The sequence below is a fragment of the Pseudomonas sp. TSRC2-2 genome (genome assembly GCF_049897785.1).
In the GTDB taxonomy this organism is placed as follows: Bacteria; Pseudomonadota; Gammaproteobacteria; order Pseudomonadales; family Pseudomonadaceae; genus Aquipseudomonas.
Window position 1 is genome coordinate 1 of sequence record NZ_JAFCWZ010000009.1, and the last position, 20,302, is coordinate 20,302.

At 58.3% G+C, this 20,302-nt stretch carries 20 protein-coding genes and 1 other RNA gene; 9 read left to right on the forward strand and 12 right to left on the reverse strand.

The genetic code is table 11. The annotated features are described in order from the left end of the window. Together ACP7D9_RS18550 and ACP7D9_RS18555 are read left to right on the forward strand one after the other, a co-directional pair. Nucleotides 1-159 (forward strand): cell wall hydrolase (locus ACP7D9_RS18550; RefSeq protein WP_426159298.1); only part of this gene is annotated, 159 nt, incomplete at its 5' end. Next, entirely contained in the window at nt 159-662 is a 504-nt protein-coding gene (locus tag ACP7D9_RS18555) for a lysis system i-spanin subunit Rz (protein WP_426159300.1), read from the forward strand. The genes ACP7D9_RS18550 and ACP7D9_RS18555, both read left to right, overlap by 1 nt. A gap of 48 nt (nt 663-710) precedes the next feature. On the opposite strand, the gene ACP7D9_RS18560 is transcribed toward ACP7D9_RS18555, so the two are convergent. From ACP7D9_RS18560 to ACP7D9_RS18600, 9 genes are all read right to left on the reverse strand, one after another. Further along, a complete protein-coding gene (locus tag ACP7D9_RS18560) occupies nt 711-1,451 on the reverse strand; it encodes a hypothetical protein (RefSeq protein ID WP_426159027.1) in 741 nt (246 codons plus the stop codon). 140 nt (nt 1,452-1,591) lie between these two features. Next, nucleotides 1,592-1,980, reverse strand: a transfer-messenger RNA (tmRNA) gene (ssrA, locus tag ACP7D9_RS18565). A gap of 95 nt (nt 1,981-2,075) precedes the next feature. Then, nucleotides 2,076-2,351: a hypothetical protein gene (locus tag ACP7D9_RS18570; protein ID WP_426159028.1), complete on the reverse strand. Its 276-nt coding sequence runs from the start codon at nt 2,349-2,351 to the stop codon at nt 2,076-2,078. 206 nt (nt 2,352-2,557) lie between these two features. After that, the gene (locus tag ACP7D9_RS18575; RefSeq protein ID WP_312995067.1) at nt 2,558-2,839 is read right to left on the reverse strand and encodes a hypothetical protein; all 282 of its coding nucleotides are present in this window, start codon (nt 2,837-2,839) and stop codon (nt 2,558-2,560) included. A gap of 112 nt (nt 2,840-2,951) precedes the next feature. Further along, nucleotides 2,952-5,762 (reverse strand): FAD-binding and (Fe-S)-binding domain-containing protein, encoded by a 2,811-nt coding sequence (locus tag ACP7D9_RS18580; protein WP_426159031.1) that lies wholly within the window; start codon nt 5,760-5,762, stop codon nt 2,952-2,954. Next, nucleotides 5,759-6,430, reverse strand: coding sequence for a LutC/YkgG family protein (locus ACP7D9_RS18585; RefSeq protein ID WP_101158104.1), 672 nt, complete (start codon nt 6,428-6,430; stop codon nt 5,759-5,761). The genes ACP7D9_RS18580 and ACP7D9_RS18585 overlap by 4 nt, the downstream gene beginning before the upstream one ends. Then, nucleotides 6,427-7,884: a LutB/LldF family L-lactate oxidation iron-sulfur protein gene (locus ACP7D9_RS18590; protein WP_426159033.1), complete on the reverse strand. Its 1,458-nt coding sequence runs from the start codon at nt 7,882-7,884 to the stop codon at nt 6,427-6,429. The genes ACP7D9_RS18585 and ACP7D9_RS18590 overlap by 4 nt, the downstream gene beginning before the upstream one ends. After that, nucleotides 7,881-8,705 (reverse strand): (Fe-S)-binding protein, encoded by an 825-nt coding sequence (locus ACP7D9_RS18595; protein ID WP_426159035.1) that lies wholly within the window; start codon nt 8,703-8,705, stop codon nt 7,881-7,883. The genes ACP7D9_RS18590 and ACP7D9_RS18595 overlap by 4 nt, the downstream gene beginning before the upstream one ends. A 149-nt stretch (nt 8,706-8,854) precedes the next feature. After that, nucleotides 8,855-10,549 carry a lactate permease LctP family transporter gene (locus ACP7D9_RS18600; RefSeq protein ID WP_341639054.1) on the reverse strand — a complete coding sequence of 565 codons (1,695 nt, stop codon included), beginning with the start codon at nt 10,547-10,549 and terminating at the stop codon, nt 8,855-8,857. 263 nt (nt 10,550-10,812) lie between these two features. On the opposite strand from ACP7D9_RS18600, the gene ACP7D9_RS18605 reads away from it, so the two are divergent. Then, the gene (locus ACP7D9_RS18605; protein ID WP_101158096.1) at nt 10,813-11,580 is read left to right on the forward strand and encodes an FCD domain-containing protein; all 768 of its coding nucleotides are present in this window, start codon (nt 10,813-10,815) and stop codon (nt 11,578-11,580) included. Nucleotides 11,581-11,683: 103 nt separating this feature from the next. On the opposite strand, the gene smpB is transcribed toward ACP7D9_RS18605, so the two are convergent. After that, nucleotides 11,684-12,166, reverse strand: coding sequence for an SsrA-binding protein SmpB (gene smpB, locus ACP7D9_RS18610; RefSeq protein WP_007953781.1), 483 nt, complete (start codon nt 12,164-12,166; stop codon nt 11,684-11,686). A 119-nt stretch (nt 12,167-12,285) separates the two neighbouring features. On the opposite strand from smpB, the gene ACP7D9_RS18615 reads away from it, so the two are divergent. The 3 genes from ACP7D9_RS18615 to ACP7D9_RS18625 are packed head-to-tail and all read left to right on the forward strand — an operon-like array spanning nt 12,286 to nt 14,438. After that, a complete protein-coding gene (locus ACP7D9_RS18615) occupies nt 12,286-13,689 on the forward strand; it encodes a sodium-dependent transporter (RefSeq protein WP_426159038.1) in 1,404 nt (467 codons plus the stop codon). A gap of 7 nt (nt 13,690-13,696) precedes the next feature. After that, a complete protein-coding gene (locus ACP7D9_RS18620; RefSeq protein ID WP_042608855.1) occupies nt 13,697-14,131 on the forward strand; it encodes a type II toxin-antitoxin system RatA family toxin in 435 nt (144 codons plus the stop codon). A gap of 4 nt (nt 14,132-14,135) precedes the next feature. Then, on the forward strand, nt 14,136-14,438 hold the full coding sequence (locus ACP7D9_RS18625) for an RnfH family protein (protein WP_426159040.1): 303 nt from the start codon (nt 14,136-14,138) through the stop codon (nt 14,436-14,438). A 61-nt stretch (nt 14,439-14,499) separates the two neighbouring features. On the opposite strand, the gene ACP7D9_RS18630 is transcribed toward ACP7D9_RS18625, so the two are convergent. Then, complete coding sequence (locus ACP7D9_RS18630) at nt 14,500-15,027, reverse strand: outer membrane protein assembly factor BamE (protein WP_090281698.1); 528 nt, start codon at nt 15,025-15,027, stop codon at nt 14,500-14,502. 97 nt (nt 15,028-15,124) lie between these two features. On the opposite strand from ACP7D9_RS18630, the gene fur reads away from it, so the two are divergent. Further along, entirely contained in the window at nt 15,125-15,529 is a 405-nt protein-coding gene (gene fur, locus ACP7D9_RS18635) for a ferric iron uptake transcriptional regulator (protein ID WP_016771770.1), read from the forward strand. 76 nt (nt 15,530-15,605) lie between these two features. Here fur and recN read toward each other — a convergent pair whose 3' ends face one another. Then, nucleotides 15,606-17,279, reverse strand: coding sequence for a DNA repair protein RecN (gene recN / locus ACP7D9_RS18640; RefSeq protein ID WP_101158090.1), 1,674 nt, complete (start codon nt 17,277-17,279; stop codon nt 15,606-15,608). Nucleotides 17,280-17,519: 240 nt separating this feature from the next. Here recN and grpE point away from each other — a divergent pair, with 240 nt between their 5' ends. Both grpE and dnaK read left to right on the forward strand, forming a co-directional pair. Further along, nucleotides 17,520-18,086 carry a nucleotide exchange factor GrpE gene (grpE, locus tag ACP7D9_RS18645; RefSeq protein WP_039759570.1) on the forward strand — a complete coding sequence of 189 codons (567 nt, stop codon included), beginning with the start codon at nt 17,520-17,522 and terminating at the stop codon, nt 18,084-18,086. Between the two features lie 102 nt (nt 18,087-18,188). Continuing rightward, on the forward strand, nt 18,189-20,105 hold the full coding sequence (gene dnaK, locus ACP7D9_RS18650; RefSeq protein ID WP_101158088.1) for a molecular chaperone DnaK: 1,917 nt from the start codon (nt 18,189-18,191) through the stop codon (nt 20,103-20,105). Nucleotides 20,106-20,302: the final 197 nt, after the last annotated feature.

A 20,302-nucleotide genomic window follows, 5' to 3' on the forward strand; every position in this document is an offset into this window, starting at 1 on the left:
CGGGTAGCGGCTGACCAAGTGATCGACGGCAAGGTGCCGGATCCCACCGGCGGCGCCACCCACTACTACGCTACCAGCATCAAGGCGCCGGCATGGGCGGCAAAGGCCAAGCAGACACTGAAGCTCGGGCACCACGTCTTCTTCAAGGATGTGCCGTGATGGTCGTGCCGGGGCAAGCGGTGGGCATGCTGGCGCTGGTTCTGATCGGTGCCGGTAGCGCCTGGCAGTTTCAGGACTGGCGCTACGACCGGCAGCTCGCGGAGCAAGCCAGGTTGCACGGCGAGACGCTGAACCAACTCGCCACGGCCGGCGCTGATGCGCAGAAGGCCGAGCAGGACAAACGTCTGGCACTCGAACAGAAGCTGGCGGCCAGTGAGCAAACCCATTACAGGAAATTGAGCGATGCCCAACGTGACCAGGATCGCCTGCGCGATCGCCTTGCCACTGCTGATCTCCGGCTGTCAGTCCTCATCGACGCGGATTCAGCCAGTGGCTGTGACGTGCCAAAAGCCGCCGGCGCCGGCGGCGTGGATCATGCAGCCGTACGCGCCCGACTTGACCCGGCGCATGCTCAACGAATTATCGCCATCACCGACACCGGCGACCGTGGACTGATCGCGTTGCAGGCCTGTCAGGCATATGTCAAAGAACTGGCAAGGTAAATCGCTCGCACCCAATTGGAACGTCACAAGCGTACAAAGAATAATGCGTCACCTGACAACGTCTAAAAGCATTGTGCCGATCGGAGCCAACGCTATGACTGCTGTTTGATAACCCGCCGTAAGGTCGTTAGCTTTGCTGAGAATGTCGAAAAACTTGGTGGAAAAAGGATCATTTTTATCAAGCCTGTCTTTTATGACAGATTGGTTTCGCATCAGCGCTCCGGTGACTTGTGACATAGCATCTTCTAAGCCAGTAGGACCGGAAATTCTGAAGCTTAGGAGCGCAGATCTAAGCGCCTGCAACTGCTTGACGAACAGCTTTTTTAATTCTTCGTCCAAATTTGAGACTACGCAGCTTTCGATCAGAGCATCGACCTGATTGAGTAGATCCACAATCTTCTGTCCGCTGTCTGGCCGGGGTTTAGAGTAGTTGGCGTCGATGAAGTGCTCTATAAACTCGAGCGCTGTCATCGTCTCCTGATTCAGGAGGGAAGAGATATTTGCCCATTGAGTATGCAGCGCCATTTTTGAAAGCAAATGCTCGATCTGCCCAAAAGGCTTGAAGAAAAAATCGGGACTTCCTGGAGAGAAAGTCTCCGTGGCTTCCCTCGCTTCAGCATTCAGGCGGTGCATCAAGCCAATGCCGTTAAAAATAGTTATGGTATCGGTAACCTTACAGTCGAAGACCTTGGCCCATAGCTCCGAGATTTGGGCGTCGTTACGGGCACCCGTTTTGAAAATGAGCAAGTTTTCACGGAGCCTGCTGACAGGATTGTTTTTGTTTTCCATACGTTTTCTTTTCCCATTCACCAACGTAGCAGCTAGACGGGTGCTGTCATTAAGCTGGCATAACCGAGCCAAAACCAGCCATTCAGGCACAAAAAAGGCACTTGCGAGAACCGCTAAGTGCCTGATTTGTAATGCTTATTTGGTGGAGCCGGGGGGATTTGAACCCCCGTCCGCCAGTACTCCGCTGTCGGTACTACATGCGTAGCCGTGTCTATTAAGTTAACCCTCAGCGACCCGACGGGCAGGGTGCTTTGGGCGAGTTGTGTAAGTTTTAGCCGCTTCGTCCACAACGTACTGCACGGCGATTCTGTTCTATATGACAATCATTTCGGGTTTACAGACATCCCCTGATGATTGCTGGACCCGAAGGTACCAGGAGCATTGTCAGCTGCAATTAAGCAGCGAGAGCAACACCGTATTGGTCGTCATTGGCAACTATAAGTAGTTGCAACAGTGGATTTACGACTTCTGTTACCAAGTCGGCATGCACCTAGAGTTTCGCAACCGGCGTCGAATCCTAAACGGCCCCGAACTCATTGCCCGGTGAATCTGTTCGGGCAACAAGCGTGCACAGTATACGTCAAAAAGGGTTACAGGCCAACCCGCAGGTTGGCCTTCAGCACATCAGTTACGCGTCGGGTTACGGATCTGCATCTTGCTGATGATGCCGTTGGTGATCTCGATGCAATCCTTGTCGTTGCCGGACGCTTGGGCCGCAGTGGCTTTTTCCTGGGCGTCCTTGATGTTGCTCATGGAGCTTTCAGGTAGGGACGGCTGGCTGGTGACGAAGTCTTTGATGCTTTGAAGATTCCCGGCACAGAGGTCTTTGTCCGCCGCGAACACCGGCGAGGCCAGAAGTGCACCAGTGATAAACAATCCAGCAATTGCAGAATGCTTCATGGGTATCTCCTTGAACGATGGGGGCTCGGTGCTGCCGGACGGTCTGGCGGCGATGCCGAGATCAAGACAAGCGAGGTCAGTGTAGGACCTGTCTGGTTGACCGCTTCGCTGCGCAGGAATTCGGTTTTATTTGCAATGAATGCCAAATGGCCAGATCGGTCGGCCAGGTGCCGATGCAGCCGACCTGTAAAAGATCGGCTCATGCATCATTTTTTGGTGTCACCCGTAGCATTTTGAATGTCCAGCAACGTTTGCTGGGTTTCAGCGAGACAGTCATCAATTTTGCCTTGAGCCTTCAATGCGCGGGCCTTGCTGACACTGGCCGAGACGCGCGCATTCAGGTCGGTCGACGTCTGATATTGCGACTTGGCATTGTCGATTCTCTGCAGATTGGCATCGCACAAATCGGCAGGTTTTTCAGCGGCGAACGAAGCCGACGCCATCATCGAGGCAGTGACAAACAGACCTAACATTACAGAGCGGTTCATGTGTATCTCCTTGAACTGAGGATTCAGACTTCGCTGACCATTGACCAGGCCCCGAGTGGGCCGGGGCGTGTTCAGTGGACTGCCGTCTCGCTCAAGGGTTCTGATTTTTTCTTCAGCAGGCTTTCGCCTGTGTCACCCGATCCACCAGATAAACCAGCCCGTGATAGTCAATTCCACCGTGCTGGGTCAGGCCGATTTCGCACGTGCGACTGGTGGAAATTCCCTCGCTGCAGTGCTGCACGGCGTCCTTGAGCGTACGCAGCGAATGGCGGTTCAGCTCCGGCGTGGTGAAGCCCTTATCGCCGGCAAAGCCGCAGCAATGTATGCCTTCGGGAATCACCACGGTGTTGCTGCATTTGCGTGCCAGATCGATCAGTGCCTGGCTCTCGCCCAAGTGCTGAGTGCTGCAGGTCACGTGCACGGCAATCGGCGCTTCCTGGGGTGTGAAGTCCAGACGATCCAGCAGATGCGTACGGATGAAACGCACCGGATCGTACAGATCCAGGCGCGTTTCGCCGATGTCCTGAACCAGCCGCAGCGTACACGGGCTGGTGTCGCAATAGATCGGATCGAGGCCGCCGCGGCTGGCGTGGAGCAGAGCGCTGATCAGCTCCTGGCGTTTGTGCTCGGCCTGTTCGGCGTAGCCTTTTGAGGCGAACGGCTGACCGCAGCAGAGGTTGTCCTGATTGTCGGGAAAGACTACTTGATAGCCGGCTTTTTCCAGCAGGCCACGGGTTTTGTCGTATAGCGACATCTGTTCTTTGTCGCCTGCCGCCGGGCCCATGACCCGCGACACGCAAGCCGCCAGATAGACCACGCGCGGACGCTCGTCCGCTACGCTCGGGCTGAAGCGAATGGCTTTTTCCGGTTGTGGCATGGCGTTCGTCCATAAAGGCACTTGGCCTTTGGACAAGCGCGTCAGGGTCGCCGACAACTTCGTCAGACGCGGCGCACCGAGCATCATTCGCGCGCCGTTGGCAACGTGTAGGGTAAAGCGCGCGCCTTGCAGGGTCTTGGCGAAATTGCCTTCAATCCAGTCTGCGGTTTTCTGGTGTGTGGCGTGTCGGCCGCGGAGTTTTTTCACCAACTCGCCGGTGTTAATGCCTACAGGGCAGCGTTGCGCACACAGGCCGGTCGCGGCGCAGGTGTCGATGCCTTGGTAGTCGTAGGCTTTTTCCAGTTCGGTGGTGTCGACGCCGGCGCGTTTTTTCGCCTGGATATCGCGCCAGATGACGATGCGCTGGCGCGGGCTCAGGGTCAGTCCTTTCGACGGGCAAACCGGTTCGCAGAAACCGCACTCGATGCACTTATCCACAATCTCGTCAGCGGCCGGCAGCGGTTTCAGGTGCTTGAGGTGGATCTGCGGATCTTCGCTCAGCACCACGTCCGGATTGAGGATGCCGTTAGGGTCGAGCAGGCGTTTGAGCTGCCACATCAGTTGATAAGCGTCGCTGCCCCACTCCAGCTCAACGAACGGCGCCATGTTACGCCCTGTGCCGTGTTCGGCCTTCAGCGAACCGCCAAACTCGACCGCGACCAGTTGCGCGACGTCGTCCATGAACGCCTGGTAGCGTGCGACTTCTTCCGGATTGTTGAAGCCCTGGGTGAATACGAAGTGCAGATTGCCTTCCAGCGCGTGTCCGAAAAGGATCGCTTCGTCGTAGGCATGTTTATCGAACAGCTCGATCAGGCGATTGACGCCGATGGCCAGTTGCTCGACCGGAAAGGTCACGTCTTCGATGATGACTGTCGTACCGGTTTTACGCACGGCGCCGACGGCGGGGAAGGTGTCCTTGCGGATGGCCCAGAGGCGGGCGTTTTCCACCGGGTCTTCGGTGAAGTCGACCTGCTTCTCTACGGGGAAATCGCGCAGGGACGCCATGATTTGCGCCAGTTGTTCCTGCAGCAATGTCGACGAAGCGGCGCGGGATTCGATGAGCAGCGCGCAGGCATTTTCCGACAGCAGCTGTACGAAAGCGGGCATGCCTTTTTTGTCCTGCACCGAGCGCAGACTGCGTCGGTCAAGCAACTCCACCGCTGACACCGGTTGGCTTTTCAGCACGGTCACCGCGTTGCAGCAGGTCTCGACATCGGGGAACACGATCAGCGCCGAGGCCTTGTTCGGGTGATCGATGACGGTGTCGTAAGTCACCGCGCTGATAAAGCCGAGCGTGCCTTCGGAGCCGACCAGCAGGTGGCTCAGGATATCCACAGGCTCGTCGAAATCCACCAGGGCGTTGAGCGACAGGCCGGTGGTATTTTTCAGACGGTATTTATGACGAATTCTCGCAGCGAGCTCGGCATTGGCGCGGGTCTCGCGGCCCAATATCGTCAAGCGTTCGAGCAAGTCGCCATGGCTTGAGCGGAACGCCGTGACACTGGCTGCGTCTTCGGTATCGAGGGCCGTGCCGTCGGCCAGCACCAGACGAATCCCGGCCAGCGTGTGATAGGTGTTTTGCGCCGTGCCGCAGCACATGCCGCTGGCGTTGTTGGCGACAATGCCGCCGATCTTGCAGGCGTTGATCGACGCCGGGTCCGGGCCGATCTTGCGTCCGAACGGCGCCAGCCAGGCATTGGCCTGCGCGCCGATCACGCCCGGTTGCAGGCGGATCTGCGTGCCTAGGCCACGAATCTCGCGGGCGTTCCAGTTGTCACCCAGCACAATCAATACCGAATCGCTGATCGCCTGCCCGGACAGGCTGGTGCCAGCGGCGCGGAAGGTCACCGGCACCTTGTCGCGCTGGGCCAGTTGCAGCAGCGCCACCACTTCATCTTCGGACTCGACGCGGATCACCAGTTTCGGAATAAGCCGATAGAAACTGGCGTCGGTGCCAAAGGCCAGGGTCGACAGCGGATCGTCGAAGCGCCGGTTTGTCGGGATCAGTTGCTCAGCATCACGCAGGAAAGCGGCAGGAAGACTCATTGATCCTCCAGAATCAGCACGACCAGATCTTTCGGGCCATGCGCGCCATAGGCAAGGACCTGTTCAATATCGGCAGTTTTCGACGGGCCGGAGACCAGCAGTGCATTGGTCGGCATGCCTTGCGCCCATTCGAATTCCTGTTGCACCTGATAGAAGTTGTCGCGGATTTCGCTGGCCTTGAGCAGGGCGAAATGCACCGGCGGCACCAGGCTCATCAAGCGTGGCTCTTCGCGAGTGGGCCAGATAATCAGGCTGCCGGTGGCGGCGATCGCACCGAGAGTGCCGGTGAGACTGGCGGGGGTGTCGTTGAACAGCTCGGCTTTCCACTCTTCCATCGGTCGGTCGTAGGATTTCAGTGCTGGCAGGTCGGGATTATTCGCCCAGTGTTGTGTGATGCGCTGCCCATGCGGCGTGGCCGGTGCGATCAGCAGGCTCGGCAACTGGCGGTCACGCAGCAGTTGCGCAAGTAAACCCGGCCACTCGGCGCCCGAGGTCAGGTGGATTTCGGTGTGTACCGCTTCCATCAGTTTGCGCAGTTGCGGGATGCGTTGCTCGGGGCTGTAGGTGTAGGGCTGGGTGACCAGATCGACATCGAAGTTGTCGGCGATTGGCGTAGTGCCGGTCAGACTTTTCCGCAGTTTGCCGAGGATATTTTGCTTGGCGCTCATCGATGATCTCCCTGTTTGCCCAAATGCTCGCGGGCCATGTCATGCAACGAACGCGCGGCCGGTTTTGGGGCGCTGTGATTTTGCGTCCACGGGCCGACCTTGCTCGGCGTGAGGGCACGCAGCCGGGTGGCGAAAAAAGCGAACAAGCGGTACAGCGTCGGCGAGCTGTTGAGTTTCGCCCAGGCGTTCCAGATCAAGCGTTCCTTGCGCGAATACTTGCTGCCCTGGCCGCGCATTACCTGATTCGGTGCGTCTGGAGCTTTGACGTTTTCTTCGCGTAATCGCCGCAGGATCGCGGGGATCGGGATCTTCACCGGGCACACTTCACCGCAGGCGCCGCACAGTGACGAAGCGCTCGGGTGATCGGGGACTTTCGCCAGACCGACCATGTGCGGGGTGATGATTTTGCCGATCGGGCCCGGATAGACCTCGCCATAGGTGTGGCCCCCGACGCGGGTGTACACCGGGCAATGATTCATACAGGCGCCGCAGCGGATGCAGTTCAGGGTCTGGCGCAATTCACTGTCGGCGAAGGCCTGGCTGCGACCGTTGTCGAGCAGCACCAGATGCACGTCCTGCGGGCCGTCGAGTTCATGTTCCTTGCGCGGGCCGGAGATCATGTTGACGTAAGTGGTGATCGGAATGCCCAGCGCCGAGCGCGTCAGCAGTGACAACAGCGGCACCACGTCGCGCAGGTTTTCCACGACTTTTTCGATGCCGGTGACGGCGATATGCACCGGCGGTACGGTGGTGGTCATGCGCCCGTTGCCTTCGTTTTCCACCAGCAGCAGGGTGCCGGTTTCGGCCACGGCGAAGTTGACGCCGGAAACGCCAATGTCGGCTTCGAAGAATTTCTGCCGCAGGACCCGGCGACCGATCTGAATGAGTTGGTCAACGTCCTTGGTGTATTCCACGCCAAGTTTGTCGTGGAACAAGGACGCGACCTGACCGGCATTCTTGTGGATCGCCGGCATAATGATGTGTGAAGGCTTCTCGTGGTCGAGCTGGACGATGTATTCCCCCATATCGGACTCCAGACATTCAATGTCCCGAGCCTCGAGGAAATGGTTCATCTCCATCTCTTCGCTGACCATCGATTTGCCCTTGATCACTTGCCGCGCCTCGTGAGCGCGGATGATCGATAAGACGATGCCATTGGCCTCGTCCACCGTTTCCGCCCAGTGCACTGTCACACCGTTGCGGGTCAGGTTCTGTTCCAGTTGCTCGAGCAGGTCGGGCAACTTGGACAGCGCGCGGGCCTTGATCGAATTGCCCAGTGCGCGCAAGTGTTCTCTTTCGTGGGCATCGCTGAAAGCCGCTGCCCGCTTGGTCATCAGTGAATCCATGGCAGTGCGGAAGTTGTTCCGCAGCTGCTGATCACCCAGGGCGTTGTGTGCCCGGGTGCGGAAATCTTCTTCTACGGCGACCGTAGGAATAATCGCGGAAGTGCTCATTGCGCACCTCCGCTTCGTTGCCAAAGAAAGCTGGCGAGATGTTGCCCGCGCAGCGCTTCTTTTTGTTTCTCCAGTGCGCCGTTGATGTTCATCAAACAGCCACAGTCGGCACTCAACACCTTGTGCGCGCCGGACTGCTTCAAGGCCCGGGTCTTGTCAGCCACCATCGCGCCGGAAATGTCTGGCATACGGACGCTGAATGTCCCGCCGAAGCCACAGCATTCGCTTTCGTGGTCGTGATTGACCCGTTCCACATTGCTCAACTGCGCCAACAACTCGCGGCCGTGCAGGTGGGTGTTCATTTCGCGGCGTGCCGAACAAGAGGTGTGCAGCGCGACCTTCACCGGTTCGCCGCTGTCCTTGAGCTGCACCTTGCAGACGAACAGCAGAAACTCGGCCAATTCATAAGTGCGCGCCGCAAGGGCTTGCACCTGTTTCAACGTTTCCGGCTCGTCCTTGAACAAGTCGGCGTAATGCTCACGCAGCATGCCGGCGCAGGAACCTGATGGCACCACCACCGGATAATCCCCGGCAAACAGCACCAGTTGCGAGCGCGCTACCGTCCGCGCCTGCTCGGTGTAACCCGAGGTGTAGGCCGGTTGGCCGCAGCAACTCTGCCCTTGCGGATACTCGACCCGGATCCCTTCGCGCTCTAGCAGGTGTATCGCGTCCATCCCGGCTTCGGGGTAGAACAAATCGACCACACACGTGCCGAACAGGTAGACCTGCGACGGTTTCTCGCTGGGATATTGCCGAGGTTCGGGCAGTGGCGGCGCCACGCGGGTCGCGTTCGGCACAGCGTTGTAAAAAAGCTCGCTCATCAGGCGTGTCTCCGGGTGGGCCCGGTTATCCGTCTGCTGCGGCTGCTGAATATAAAGCGCATTGCTTTCAACAGCCTTACAGACCCGGTGGTGAATGGCTGACGCCGGATCACGGGCCGGCGTCGGTTATTGCTGTGTTGCTTGTAGGCTTAATGCACCAGCATGCCGGTGAACCAGTAGGCCTGAGCCAAGGTTATCAAGCCGACAATCGTTGCAAAGAATAGGCTGTGCTTGAGGGTGAAGCGGAACAGATCCGATTCCTTGCCGACCAGACCGGTCGCGGCGCAGGCCACGGCGATCGATTGCGGCGAGATCATCTTGCCGGTCACGCCGCCACTGGTATTGGCCGCCACCAGCAGGGTGTCGTTGACGCCGATCTGGTGCGCAGTGGTCGCTTGCAACGAACTGAACAGCGCGTTCGACGAAGTATCGGAACCTGTGAGGAACACGCCCAGCCAACCGAGGAACGGCGAGAAGAACGGGAACGCCGCGCCAGTACCCGCCAGCACCAGGGCCATGGTCGACGACATGCCCGAGTAGTTGGTGACGAAGGCGAACGCCAGCACCATGCCGATCGACAGGATTGGCCAGCGCAGCTCGTAGAAGGTCTCTTTTAAAGTGGTCAGACCAGTTTTGAAATTGATCTTCAGTACCAGCATCGAAATCAGCGCGGAGAAGAAAATCGCCGTGCCGGTGGCGGAAATCGGGTCGAGTTTGAACACCGCCGGAATGGCGGTGGGGTTGGCCACGATAGGCGCAGTCTTGATCACCAGTTGATCAAGGTGCGGAATCGCGAAGTTGAACACCCAGCTGTACATCGAGCCACCGCTAGCAAACATCGCTTTGAAAGGCTTCAGCGTCCAGATCGTCACCAGTACGGTGAGGATCAGGAAGGGCGACCAGGCCTTGAAAATTTCCCCGAGGCTGTAAGGCGAAGCCACAGTAGTGCGCTTCTGACCGAAACCGCCGACGCTGGCGCTGACCACCGAGGCGGATACGGCGCCGACGATGTGCTGGCCGGCGGCGCGGCGTGGTTGCCAGACCTTGAGGAACAGGGTCAGGGAAATCAGGCTGGCCAGTGCCGAGGTGATGTCCGGCAGTTCCGGGCCGATGAAATTCGAGGTGAAGTATTGCGTGATGGCGAAGCTCAAACCTGCCACCAGCGCGGCTGGCCAGGTTTCGCGAACACCACGCAAGCCGTCCATCATGAACACCAGCCAGAACGGCACGAACAGCGACAGCAGCGGCAATTGCCGACCGGTCATGGCGCCGATCTTGAAGGCGTCGATGCCGGTGACCTGGCCGGCGACGATGATCGGAATCCCCAGGGCGCCGAAGGCTACCGGTGCAGTGTTGGCGATCAGGCACAGGCCGGCGGCGTACAGCGGATTGAAGCCCAGTCCTACCAGCAGTGCGGCAGTAATTGCCACCGGCGCGCCGAAACCGGCGGCACCTTCCAGAAATGCGCCGAAGCAGAAACCGATCAGCAACACCTGCAGGCGCTGGTCATCGGTGATCGACAGCACCGAACTGCGGATGACCTCGAACTGGCCACTTTTGACCGTCAATTTGTAGAGGAACACCGCCGCGACAATGATCCAGGCAATCGGCCACAGACCGTAGGCGAAGCCATACCCGGCCGCGGCGAACGCCATGTCGACCGGCATCTGGAAGGCGAAGATCGCCACGGCAATCGACAGTGCCAGCGTGATGCTGCCCGCGACATGGCCTTTGAGGCGAAACACCGCCAGGGCGAGAAAGAAGAACACGATAGGAATGACGGCCGCGAGTGCGGAGACGCCGAGACTGCCGAGCGGGCTGTAGAGCTGTTGCCAGGTTTGCATAGTGGGGTGGCCCCTAATTGTTGTTGGTCAGGCACTGTCAGCGTTCTTGGATAATTGGTAAGACCAAATTACAATCGCTGTTGGCTAGGGTAAAAGCCTTGATGACGGTGTGTCAATTTGCCGCTCTAAAACTTTTGTCGAACATGCAGTGCTGAGGTCATCTGTTCCGCTTTCGGCAAATGATGTCTGCCAGGTGCCGGCAGGGCGCCGATAGGCCAGAATAGAGAGCCCGGCGAGCGGTCGGGTTCGTGGAGAAATGAGTTATGGGGTTTGATCAGATACGTTCGCGCCGTTTGTCTGATGACATCGTCGAGCGGCTTGAGGGGATGATTCTCGAGGGCACGCTGAAGTCCGGCGAGCGGCTGCCGGCGGAGCGTACGCTGGCCGAGCAATTTGGCGTATCACGTCCGTCGCTGCGCGAAGCGATCCAGAAACTCGCAGCCAAGGGCTTGTTGGTCAGCCGTCAGGGCGGCGGCAACTATGTGGTCGAAAGCCTGGGGTCGACGTTCAGCGATCCGCTGTTGCAACTGCTCGAAAGTAACCCCGAGGCGCAGCGGGATTTGTTGGAGTTTCGGCACACTTTGGAAGCATCGTGCGCTTATTACGCTGCATTGCGCGCCACCGATGTGGATCGCGAGCGCCTGACCGCCGCGTTCGAGGAGCTGCAGGATTGCTATTCGCGGCACGAGGAAGTCAGTCGAGCGGAGGAGGGCGCCGCCGATGCAAAATTTCATCTGGCGATTGCCGAGGCGAGCCACAACGCCGTACTGCTGCATACCATTCGCGGGTTGTTCGATCTGCTCAAGCGTAACGTCGTGACCAACATTGGCGGCATGTACAAACAGCGTGCGGAAACCCGCGACATGCTGATCTCACAGCATCGGGAATTGTATCTGGCGATTATCGAAGGGCGTGCCGAGCAGGCGCGGGAAGTGTCCAGCCGACACATTCTGTATGTGCAGGAAGTGCTGGAAGAGGTGCGTCAGGAGGTTCAGCGGATGGCGCGGGCGGAGCGGCGCAAGGGGATGTGATTTTATAAAGCAAAAGATCGCAGCCTGCGGCAGCTCCTGCACGGGAATATTTCCCTGCAGGAGGTGCCACAGGCTGCGATCTTTGCTTTCAAGGGGGGGAAAGTCAGTCTTCCTTGCCCTTGTTGCGCACCGCGCGCTGCAACTCACGACCGGCGTCGCGCTCGCGCTCGGTGTCACGCTTGTCGTATTCCTTCTTGCCCTTGCCCAGAGCGATCTCGCACTTGACCATGTGCTTGCTCCAGTACCAGGACAGGCAGACGCAGGCGTAACCCTTCTGCTGCACGGCGGCGGCAAGCTTGTCCAGCTCGCGGCGGTTGAGCAGCAGTTTACGTGTGCGCACCGGGTCGGCGATGACGTGAGTGCTCGCGGTCATCAGCGGCGTGATGTGGCTGCCGAGCAACCAAGCTTCGCCGTCCTTGAGCAGCACATAGCTGTCGACCAGTTGCAGCTTGCTCGCCCGCAGACTTTTTACTTCCCAGCCGGCCAGGACCAGACCGGCCTCGAACTTGTGCTCGATGAAGTAATCGTGTCGCGCCTTTTTGTTCTGCGCGATGGTCCCTGTTGGGTGTTTCTTCTGTTTAGCCATAGGGGCGGCATTATATGGAGTTGTTCGGCTGTCGGCTACGGTGTTGCTGCGTGCTTGAGCAGGTTGAGTGAATCCCGGACAATGCGGCCTCTTTTTCTAACGCTTGGGCGTGATAAACGATGTCGACAGACAAGGTTTCTGTCCACGGCAGTTGGGCTAGCCGCTGGGTATTCATACTCGCCGCGACCGGTTCGGCCGTGGGACTGGGTAGTATCTGGAAATTCCCCTACATGGTCGGGGTCTACGGTGGCGGTGCCTTCGTGCTGATGTTTCTGGCGTGTATCGCGCTGATCGGCGTGCCGGTGATGCTCGCTGAAACCCTGATCGGCCGGCGCGCCCGGCAAAGTCCGGCGAACGCCTTGAAGGTGCTGGCGCTGGAAGCCGGGCATTCGCCCAAGTGGTCGTGGGGCGCCTTCGCCGGGATGATCACGGCGTTGCTGATTCTGTCTTTCTATAGTGTGGTCGGCGGCTGGTCGCTGGATTACATCGTCGACATGGGGCGCGGTGATTTCCAGGGCGCGACACCTGATCAGGTTGGCGCGTATTTCGGCAATGTCATTGCCGATCCATGGCGGCTGACACTTTGGCACACGATTTTCATGCTGCTGTCGGCGTTCGTCATCGCCAGGGGCGTGGTTGCCGGCCTGGAACGCAGCCTGCGGATCATGATGCCGCTGTTGTTCGTAATGATTCTGGTGCTGCTGGGCTACAGCATGACCACCGGGCATTTCATGGAGGGCGTGCATTTCATGTTCGACTTCCATCCGGAGAAGGTTCTGGATGGCTTGCTGCCGGCGATGGGCCACGCTTTCTTCTCGCTGAGCGTCGGTGTCGGCTCGATCATGATCTACGGCGCCTACATGCCGAAGAACACCTCGCTGTCGCGTACCGTCGTAGGTGTCGCGTTGCTTGATACGTTCGTGTCGCTGGTTGCTGGTCTGGCATTGTTTCCGATTGTGTTTGCAGCCGGCCTGAACCCGAGTGAGGGGCCGGGGCTGATGTTTGTCAGTCTGCCCTTTGCCTTTGGCAACGTGGTTTTCGGCCAGTTGATGGGCGTGGTATTTTTTGTACTGGTCGCGGTGGCAGCGTGGAGTTCGGCGATTTCGCTGCTTGAGCCGATGGTCGCTTACCTGGTCGAGCGCACGAAAATCAGTCGCGCCTGGGTCACGTTCTGCCTGGCCTTTACCTGCTGGTTCGTCGGTCTGGGCACGGTGTTTTCTTTCAATATATGGAAGGAAGCCAAGTTTTTCGTGAACGAAGGCGGAATGTTCAGCCTCTACCAATGGGGCGCGAAGAGCGGTCTGGATTTCTTCGGCGTGATCGATTTCTTCACCTCGCGGATCATGTTGCCCCTCGGTGGCTTGTGTTTCGTGCTGTTCGCGGGATGGGTGATGGGGCGTGAAGCGGTGCGGGATGAACTGTCCATTCGCAACCCGGTTCTGTTTGCCCTGTCCCTGTTCCTGATGCGCTACGTGGCGCCTATCGGCATTCTTGTAGTCTTTGCCGCTCAGCTCTGGAAGTAACGCTTACATGACGACACATATCCAACGATCCGCGCTCCTGCCGTACCCGGCGCAATTTCTCTACGACCTGGTCAACGATGTCGCGCGGTACCCGGAGTTTTTGCCGTGGTGCTCGGAGGCAGAAGTGCTGGAAAGCTCGCCGGAGCAAATGCGCGCCAGTGTCGGTGTGGCCAAAGGCGGCCTCAGCCAGCATTTCGTCACGCGCAATACGCTGGTGCCAGGGCAGTCGATCGAGATGAATCTTGAAGAAGGCCCGTTCACTCAGTTGCACGGCATCTGGGTATTCAAGGCGCTGAACGAAAAGGCCTGCAAGATCAGTCTGGATCTGTCGTTCGATTACGCCGGTCCGCTGGTACGCGCTACGTTGGGGCCATTGTTCAATCAGGCGGCCAATCAATTGGTGGACGCTTTCTGCCAGCGCGCCAAGCAGATGCACGGTTGAGCCGGTGATCGACATAGAAGTTGTGTACGCGGCAGTTGATCGGCAGGTTTTGCGTGCGATCAGCGTGGCTGAAGGCGTCACCGTCCGGGCGGCCGTGCACGAATCGGGCATCGCGGCCGAATTTCCTGAACTGAATCTGGCGGAGTGTCCGCTGGGGATTTTTGGCAAGGTCGTGACTGACGCGGATTCTCGCGCTGTGCAGGTGGGTGACCGGATCGAAATATATCGACCGCTGCTGGCTGACCCCAAAGAAGTTCGACGTTTGCGTGCGGCCAAGGCTGCCGAGGCAAAAGCACGGAATATTTGATCAGGCTAAACGGCAGGCAATAAAAAACCCGGAATGTCCGGGTTTTTTATTGCCTCGCCTATTACTGCGGCGAGGTGTCGAGCGGCTCTGGTGTCGGAACCGGTACGGTTTCCACACCATCGACGTCCTTCTGGATCTGATCCAGCAAGGAGCCTGGCTTGGCTGGTTTTTCAGCTTCTGGCTTCTCGGCGTTTTCAGCAGGCGCGGTCACGGTCGTACCGCTGTCCTTGCCGAGAATGGCTTCGTCACGGCTCACGCCGGGCATGAAGTCACCGGACAGGCTGACTAGCTGGTCGTTGGAATTGAAGATAACGCTGATTCGTTCCTGCTGGCGTTCACCGCCACCCGGTTGCAGGCTGTACAGATAATCCCAGCGATCGGCATGGAACGTGTCGGCAAGCAGAGGGTTGCCCATGATAAACCGTACTTGCGGCCGGGTCATTCCCGGGCGTAACTGGTCTATCATGTCCTGCGTGACGACATTGCCCTGCTGGATGTCGATTTTGTAAACCCCGGGGAATGAACAACCGGCGAGTGCGAGCAGTCCCACAAAGGTGAAACTGGTTAGCAAGAGCTTGGTGTTTTGCATCGGTGGGCGACTTCCACTATCTTGGCTGGGACAACGTAAACGCCGATCATACCCGCATTAAGAGAAGCTGCGAAGCAGCATCGCGAGAAAGCTGACCATGGTTGAAAATAGCGAACTACGCAAAGCCGGCCTCAAAGTGACCCTGCCACGGGTCAAGATCCTGCAAATGCTCGACTCTACCGAGCAGCGCCACATGAGTGCCGAGGACGTCTACAAGGCGTTGATGGAAGCTGGCGAGGACGTCGGTCTGGCCACGGTTTACCGTGTTCTGACCCAGTTCGAAGCGGCCGGCCTCGTGGTCCGCCACAACTTCGACGGCGGCCACGCGGTCTTCGAACTGGCTGACGGTGGCCACCACGACCATATGGTCAACGTGGAGTCGGGTGAAGTGATCGAATTCTTCGACGAAGAAATCGAAAAGCTTCAGAAGTCGATCGTTGAGAAGCACGGCTTCGAGATGGTTGATCACAATCTCGTGCTGTACGTACGCAAGAAAAAGTAAGCATGTCGCGCGAATTTCACATTCGCGAAACGAACGAAGGCGACCCAAGGGTCGCCTTCGTGCTTTCTACTATCCGTTACGCCTTGGCGGTCACCACCATTTTTTTCGCGTGGGCCAGCGATTCCTTGGTCAGATCGATGCCGCCGAGCATGCGCGCAACTTCTTCGATGCGTTCATTCTTGCTCAGCTTCGCGACAGCGGTGTGAGTCGCCTTCTCGTCGCGGACCTTGTGCACGAACAGATGTTGATGCCCCTGCGCCGCGACTTGTGGCAAGTGGGTCACGGTCAATACCTGTCCGCGATCACCGAGGCGTCGCAGTAGCTGACCGACGATCTCGGCAGTCGGTCCGCCAATACCCACGTCAACTTCATCAAATACCAGCGTCGGCACACGCGATGTTTGTGCGGTGATTACCTGGATCGCCAGACTGATTCGCGATAACTCACCGCCGGAAGCAACTTTGGCCAGCGCCTTGAGCGGTTGGCCGGGGTTGGCGCTGACCAGCAGTTCGACCTGTTCCAGCCCGTTCGGCAGCAATTCGTCGCTGCTGTTGGCGTTCAGTTCAATGGTGAACCGGCCTCCGGGCATGCCCAAGCGCTGAATTTCCTGCTCGACAGCGCTGGCGAGGCTGCCAGCGGCCTGATGGCGAAGATCGCTGAGCTCGCGGGCTTTCTCTTGATAGTGGCGGGCGTAAGAGGCCAGTTCTTCGCCCAGGCGCTCGATGGATTCGTCATTGGCGTTGAGGGTTTCGATTTCATCCAGCAGTTTCTGCTGCATCTCGCCGACTTCGGTCGGTTGAATCCGGTGTTTGCGCGCCAGGGTGTAGATCGCATCAAGGCGCTCTTCCAGATATTGCAGGCGAGCCGGGTCGGCATCGAAGTTGTCGAGGAAGCGGTTGAGTTCGCCGACCGCTTCTTCCACCTGAATTTGCGCGCTCGTCAACAGGCTGCTGGCCTCACCCAGCGCACCCACCGAATTGTTCACGCTGGACAGGCGATTGAGGCTGGCGGTCAGCGCATTCAGCACATTGCCGGAATCGCTTTCGCTGCACTGCTCGACCACTTGCCGGCAAATCCCCAACAGCGTTTCGGCGTTCGTCAGGTTCTTGTGTTCCTGCTCAAGCTGTTCGAGTTCGTTTTCGCCGAGCCCGAGGTTTTCCAGTTCTTCGAGTTGATAGCTGAGCAGTTGATGGCGTGCGCGTTGTTCGTCGCCGGAGTTGGAGAGGCGCTCCAGTTCCTGGCGGGTCTGACGCCAGCGCTGCGCGGCCAGTTGCACCTGGCGCGCCAGATCGGTGGCGCCGGCGTACTCGTCGAGCAGACGACGATGGGTGTCTGTTTTCAGCAGCGATTGATGTTCGTGCTGGCTGTGGATGTCGATCAGCAACTCGCCGAGGGCTTTGAGATCGCCGAGCGGGCAAGGCGTGCCGTTGATGTAGCCGCGCGAACGACCTTCCGAAGTGATGACTCGGCGCAGGATGCATGGCCCGTCGTTTTCCAGGTCGCGCTCGGCCAGCCAGGCGCTCGCTTCGGGGATATCAGCCAGATCGAAGGTAGCGAGAATGTCTGCTTTGTCGGCGCCTGGACGAACCACGCCGCTGTCGGCGCGATCGCCCAGAGTGAGGCCCAGGGCGTCGAGCATGATCGACTTGCCGGCGCCGGTTTCTCCTGTGATCACGCTCATCCCGCGATCGAGCTCGAGATCGAGATGTTCAACGATGGCGTAGTTGTGTACGGACAGGTGCACCAGCATAAAGGCCGCTCCCAGGCTTGAGGTCTGGTTATTTATACAGTGTTTTGTTCTGGCCTGACAATGCCCCTGCTTAGCTCGATTTGCTTGATCAGAAAGTTTTCTTAGTGCATTCCAGAATGATTAATCAGCACTTTTTTGTAGGGACAATCGCTTGCAGCCCTTGAAGCCTGATTTTGCGGCCCCATATATCGGGGCAGAAGCGCGAGTCAGGCTCGCGGACGAAATTGAAAGGAGAATTCCATGGCTGACGAACAGACAGTAGATACGCAAAATCCAGATGCCAATCAGGCGCCCGAAGGTTCGGGTGACGACCTGGCGACCCGTGTGCAAGTGCTCGAAGAGCAATTGGCCGCCGCGCAGGATCAGTCTCTGCGTGTTGCTGCCGATCTGCAGAACGTTCGCCGCCGTGCCGAGCAGGACGTCGAGAAGGCGCACAAGTTTGCGTTGGAAAAATTTGCCAGCGACTTGCTGCCGATCGTGGACAGCCTGGAGCGCGGCCTTGAGCTGTCGAGTCCGGACGATGAAAGCATCCGTCCGATGCGCGAAGGCATCGAACTGACCCTGAAAATGTTCCACGACACCCTCAAGCGCTACCAGCTTGAAGCGATCGATCCGCATGGCGAACCGTTCAACGCCGTTCACCATCAGGCGATGGCCATGCAGGAAAGCGCCGACGTTGAGCCGAACAGCGTGCTGAAGGTTTTCCAGAAGGGCTACCAGCTCAATGGTCGCCTGTTGCGCCCGGCGATGGTCGTGGTCAGCAAGGCACCGGCGCCGGTTTCGCCGTCGATTGACGAGCAGGCTTGAAATTAGCCGCAAGGCCCCCATTTAGAAGTCAAGCGTTTAAGTATTACCGCAGTCAGCCACCACTGCTGCGGCAAAAAAATCCAAAGTTTCGGGAGAGTGAACATGGGCAAAATTATCGGTATCGACCTGGGGACTACCAACTCCTGCGTCTCCGTGCTGGAAAACGGCAAAGCCAAAGTGATTGAAAACGCTGAAGGCGCGCGTACCACGCCGTCGATCATCGCGTACGCCAATGATGGCGAAATTCTGGTAGGTCAGTCGGCCAAGCGTCAGGCTGTCACAAACCCGCACAACACCCTGTACGCAGTAAAGCGTCTGATCGGTCGTCGTTTCGACGAAGAAGTTGTGCAGAAAGACATCCAGATGGTCCCTTACAAGATCGTCAAGGCTGATAACAGCGACGCCTGGGTTGAAGTGAACGGCCAGAAAATGGCCCCGCCTCAAATCTCGGCTGAAATCCTGAAAAAGATGAAGAAGACCGCCGAAGACTACCTCGGCGAAGCAGTGACCGAAGCGGTGATCACTGTTCCGGCCTACTTCAACGACAGTCAGCGTCAGGCGACCAAAGACGCCGGCCGCATCGCGGGTCTGGACGTAAAACGTATCATCAACGAACCAACCGCAGCCGCTCTGGCTTACGGTATGGACAAGGCCAAGGGCGATCACACCGTGATCGTTTACGACCTGGGTGGCGGTACTTTCGACGTTTCCGTGATCGAGATCGCTGAAGTTGATGGCGAGCACCAGTTCGAAGTGTTGGCCACCAACGGTGACACGTTCCTGGGCGGTGAAGACTTCGACATTCGTCTGATCGACTACCTCGTTGACGAATTCAAGAAAGAAAGCGGCATGAACCTTAAGGGTGACCCGCTGGCCATGCAGCGTCTGAAAGAAGCCGCTGAGAAAGCCAAGATTGAGCTGTCGTCCGCTCAGTCGACCGACGTCAACCTGCCGTACATCACTGCAGACGCGACCGGTCCTAAGCACCTGAACGTGAAAATCTCGCGTGCCAAGCTCGAAGCGCTGGTTGAAGACCTGGTTCAGCGCACCATCGAACCTTGCCGCATTGCCATGAAAGACGCCGGTATCGACGTCAGCGCGATCAACGACGTGATTCTGGTCGGTGGTCAGACTCGTATGCCGCTGGTGCAGAAGCTGGTTACCGATTTCTTCGGTAAAGAAGCGCGTAAAGATGTGAACCCGGACGAAGCTGTTGCCATGGGTGCTGCAATTCAGGGTGCTGTTCTGGCCGGCGACGTGAAAGACGTGTTGCTGCTCGACGTCAGCCCGCTGACCCTGGGTATCGAAACCATGGGTGGCGTGATGACCGCGCTGATCGAGAAAAACACCACGATTCCTACCAAGAAATCGCAAGTGTTCTCGACTGCCGACGACAACCAAGGCGCTGTGACCATTCACGTTCTGCAGGGCGAGCGCAAGCAAGCCGCACAGAACAAATCGCTGGGCAAGTTCGATCTGGCCGATATTCCACCAGCTCCACGTGGCGTACCGCAGATCGAAGTGACCTTCGACATCGACGCTAACGGCATTCTGCACGTTGGTGCGAAAGACAAGGCCACCGGCAAGACTCAGTCGATCGTGATCAAGGCCAACTCCGGTCTGTCCGACGAAGAAATCGAGCGCATGGTGCGTGATGCCGAGGCGAATGCCGAGGAAGACCGCAAGTTCGAAGAGCTGGCCGCTGCCCGTAACCAGGGTGATGCACTGGTTCACTCGACTCGCAAGATGATCGCTGACGCCGGTGACAAGGTCACCGCCGAAGAGAAGACTGCAATCGAAGCTGCTGTGGTTGCCCTGGAAGCCGCTGTCAAAGGCGACGACAAGGCTGCCATCGAAGCCAAGGTTGAAGAGCTGTCGAAAGTCTCCGCTCCGGTTGCTCAGAAGATGTACGCCGAACAGGCTCAGCCAGCTGATGGCGCAGCCCCGCAAGGCGAATCGGCTGAGAAGGCTGACGACGTTGTCGATGCCGAGTTCGAAGAAGTAAAAGACCACAAGTAAGTTGTTGGTCGCCCGGTTGACTGCCTTGCGGCGGTGACTGGTAGGATGTCGCCGCGCGGGAGCTTGCCTCCCGCGTTGGCGTATCTGGAATACGCGAATTTTTACAGCATGCGACAGCGCTCGCGTGTTGGTGGTATGGCCGGGAATGCTCCTGCTTTTCGCGCCGCAAATACCGCATCAATCAAGACCAGGATCGT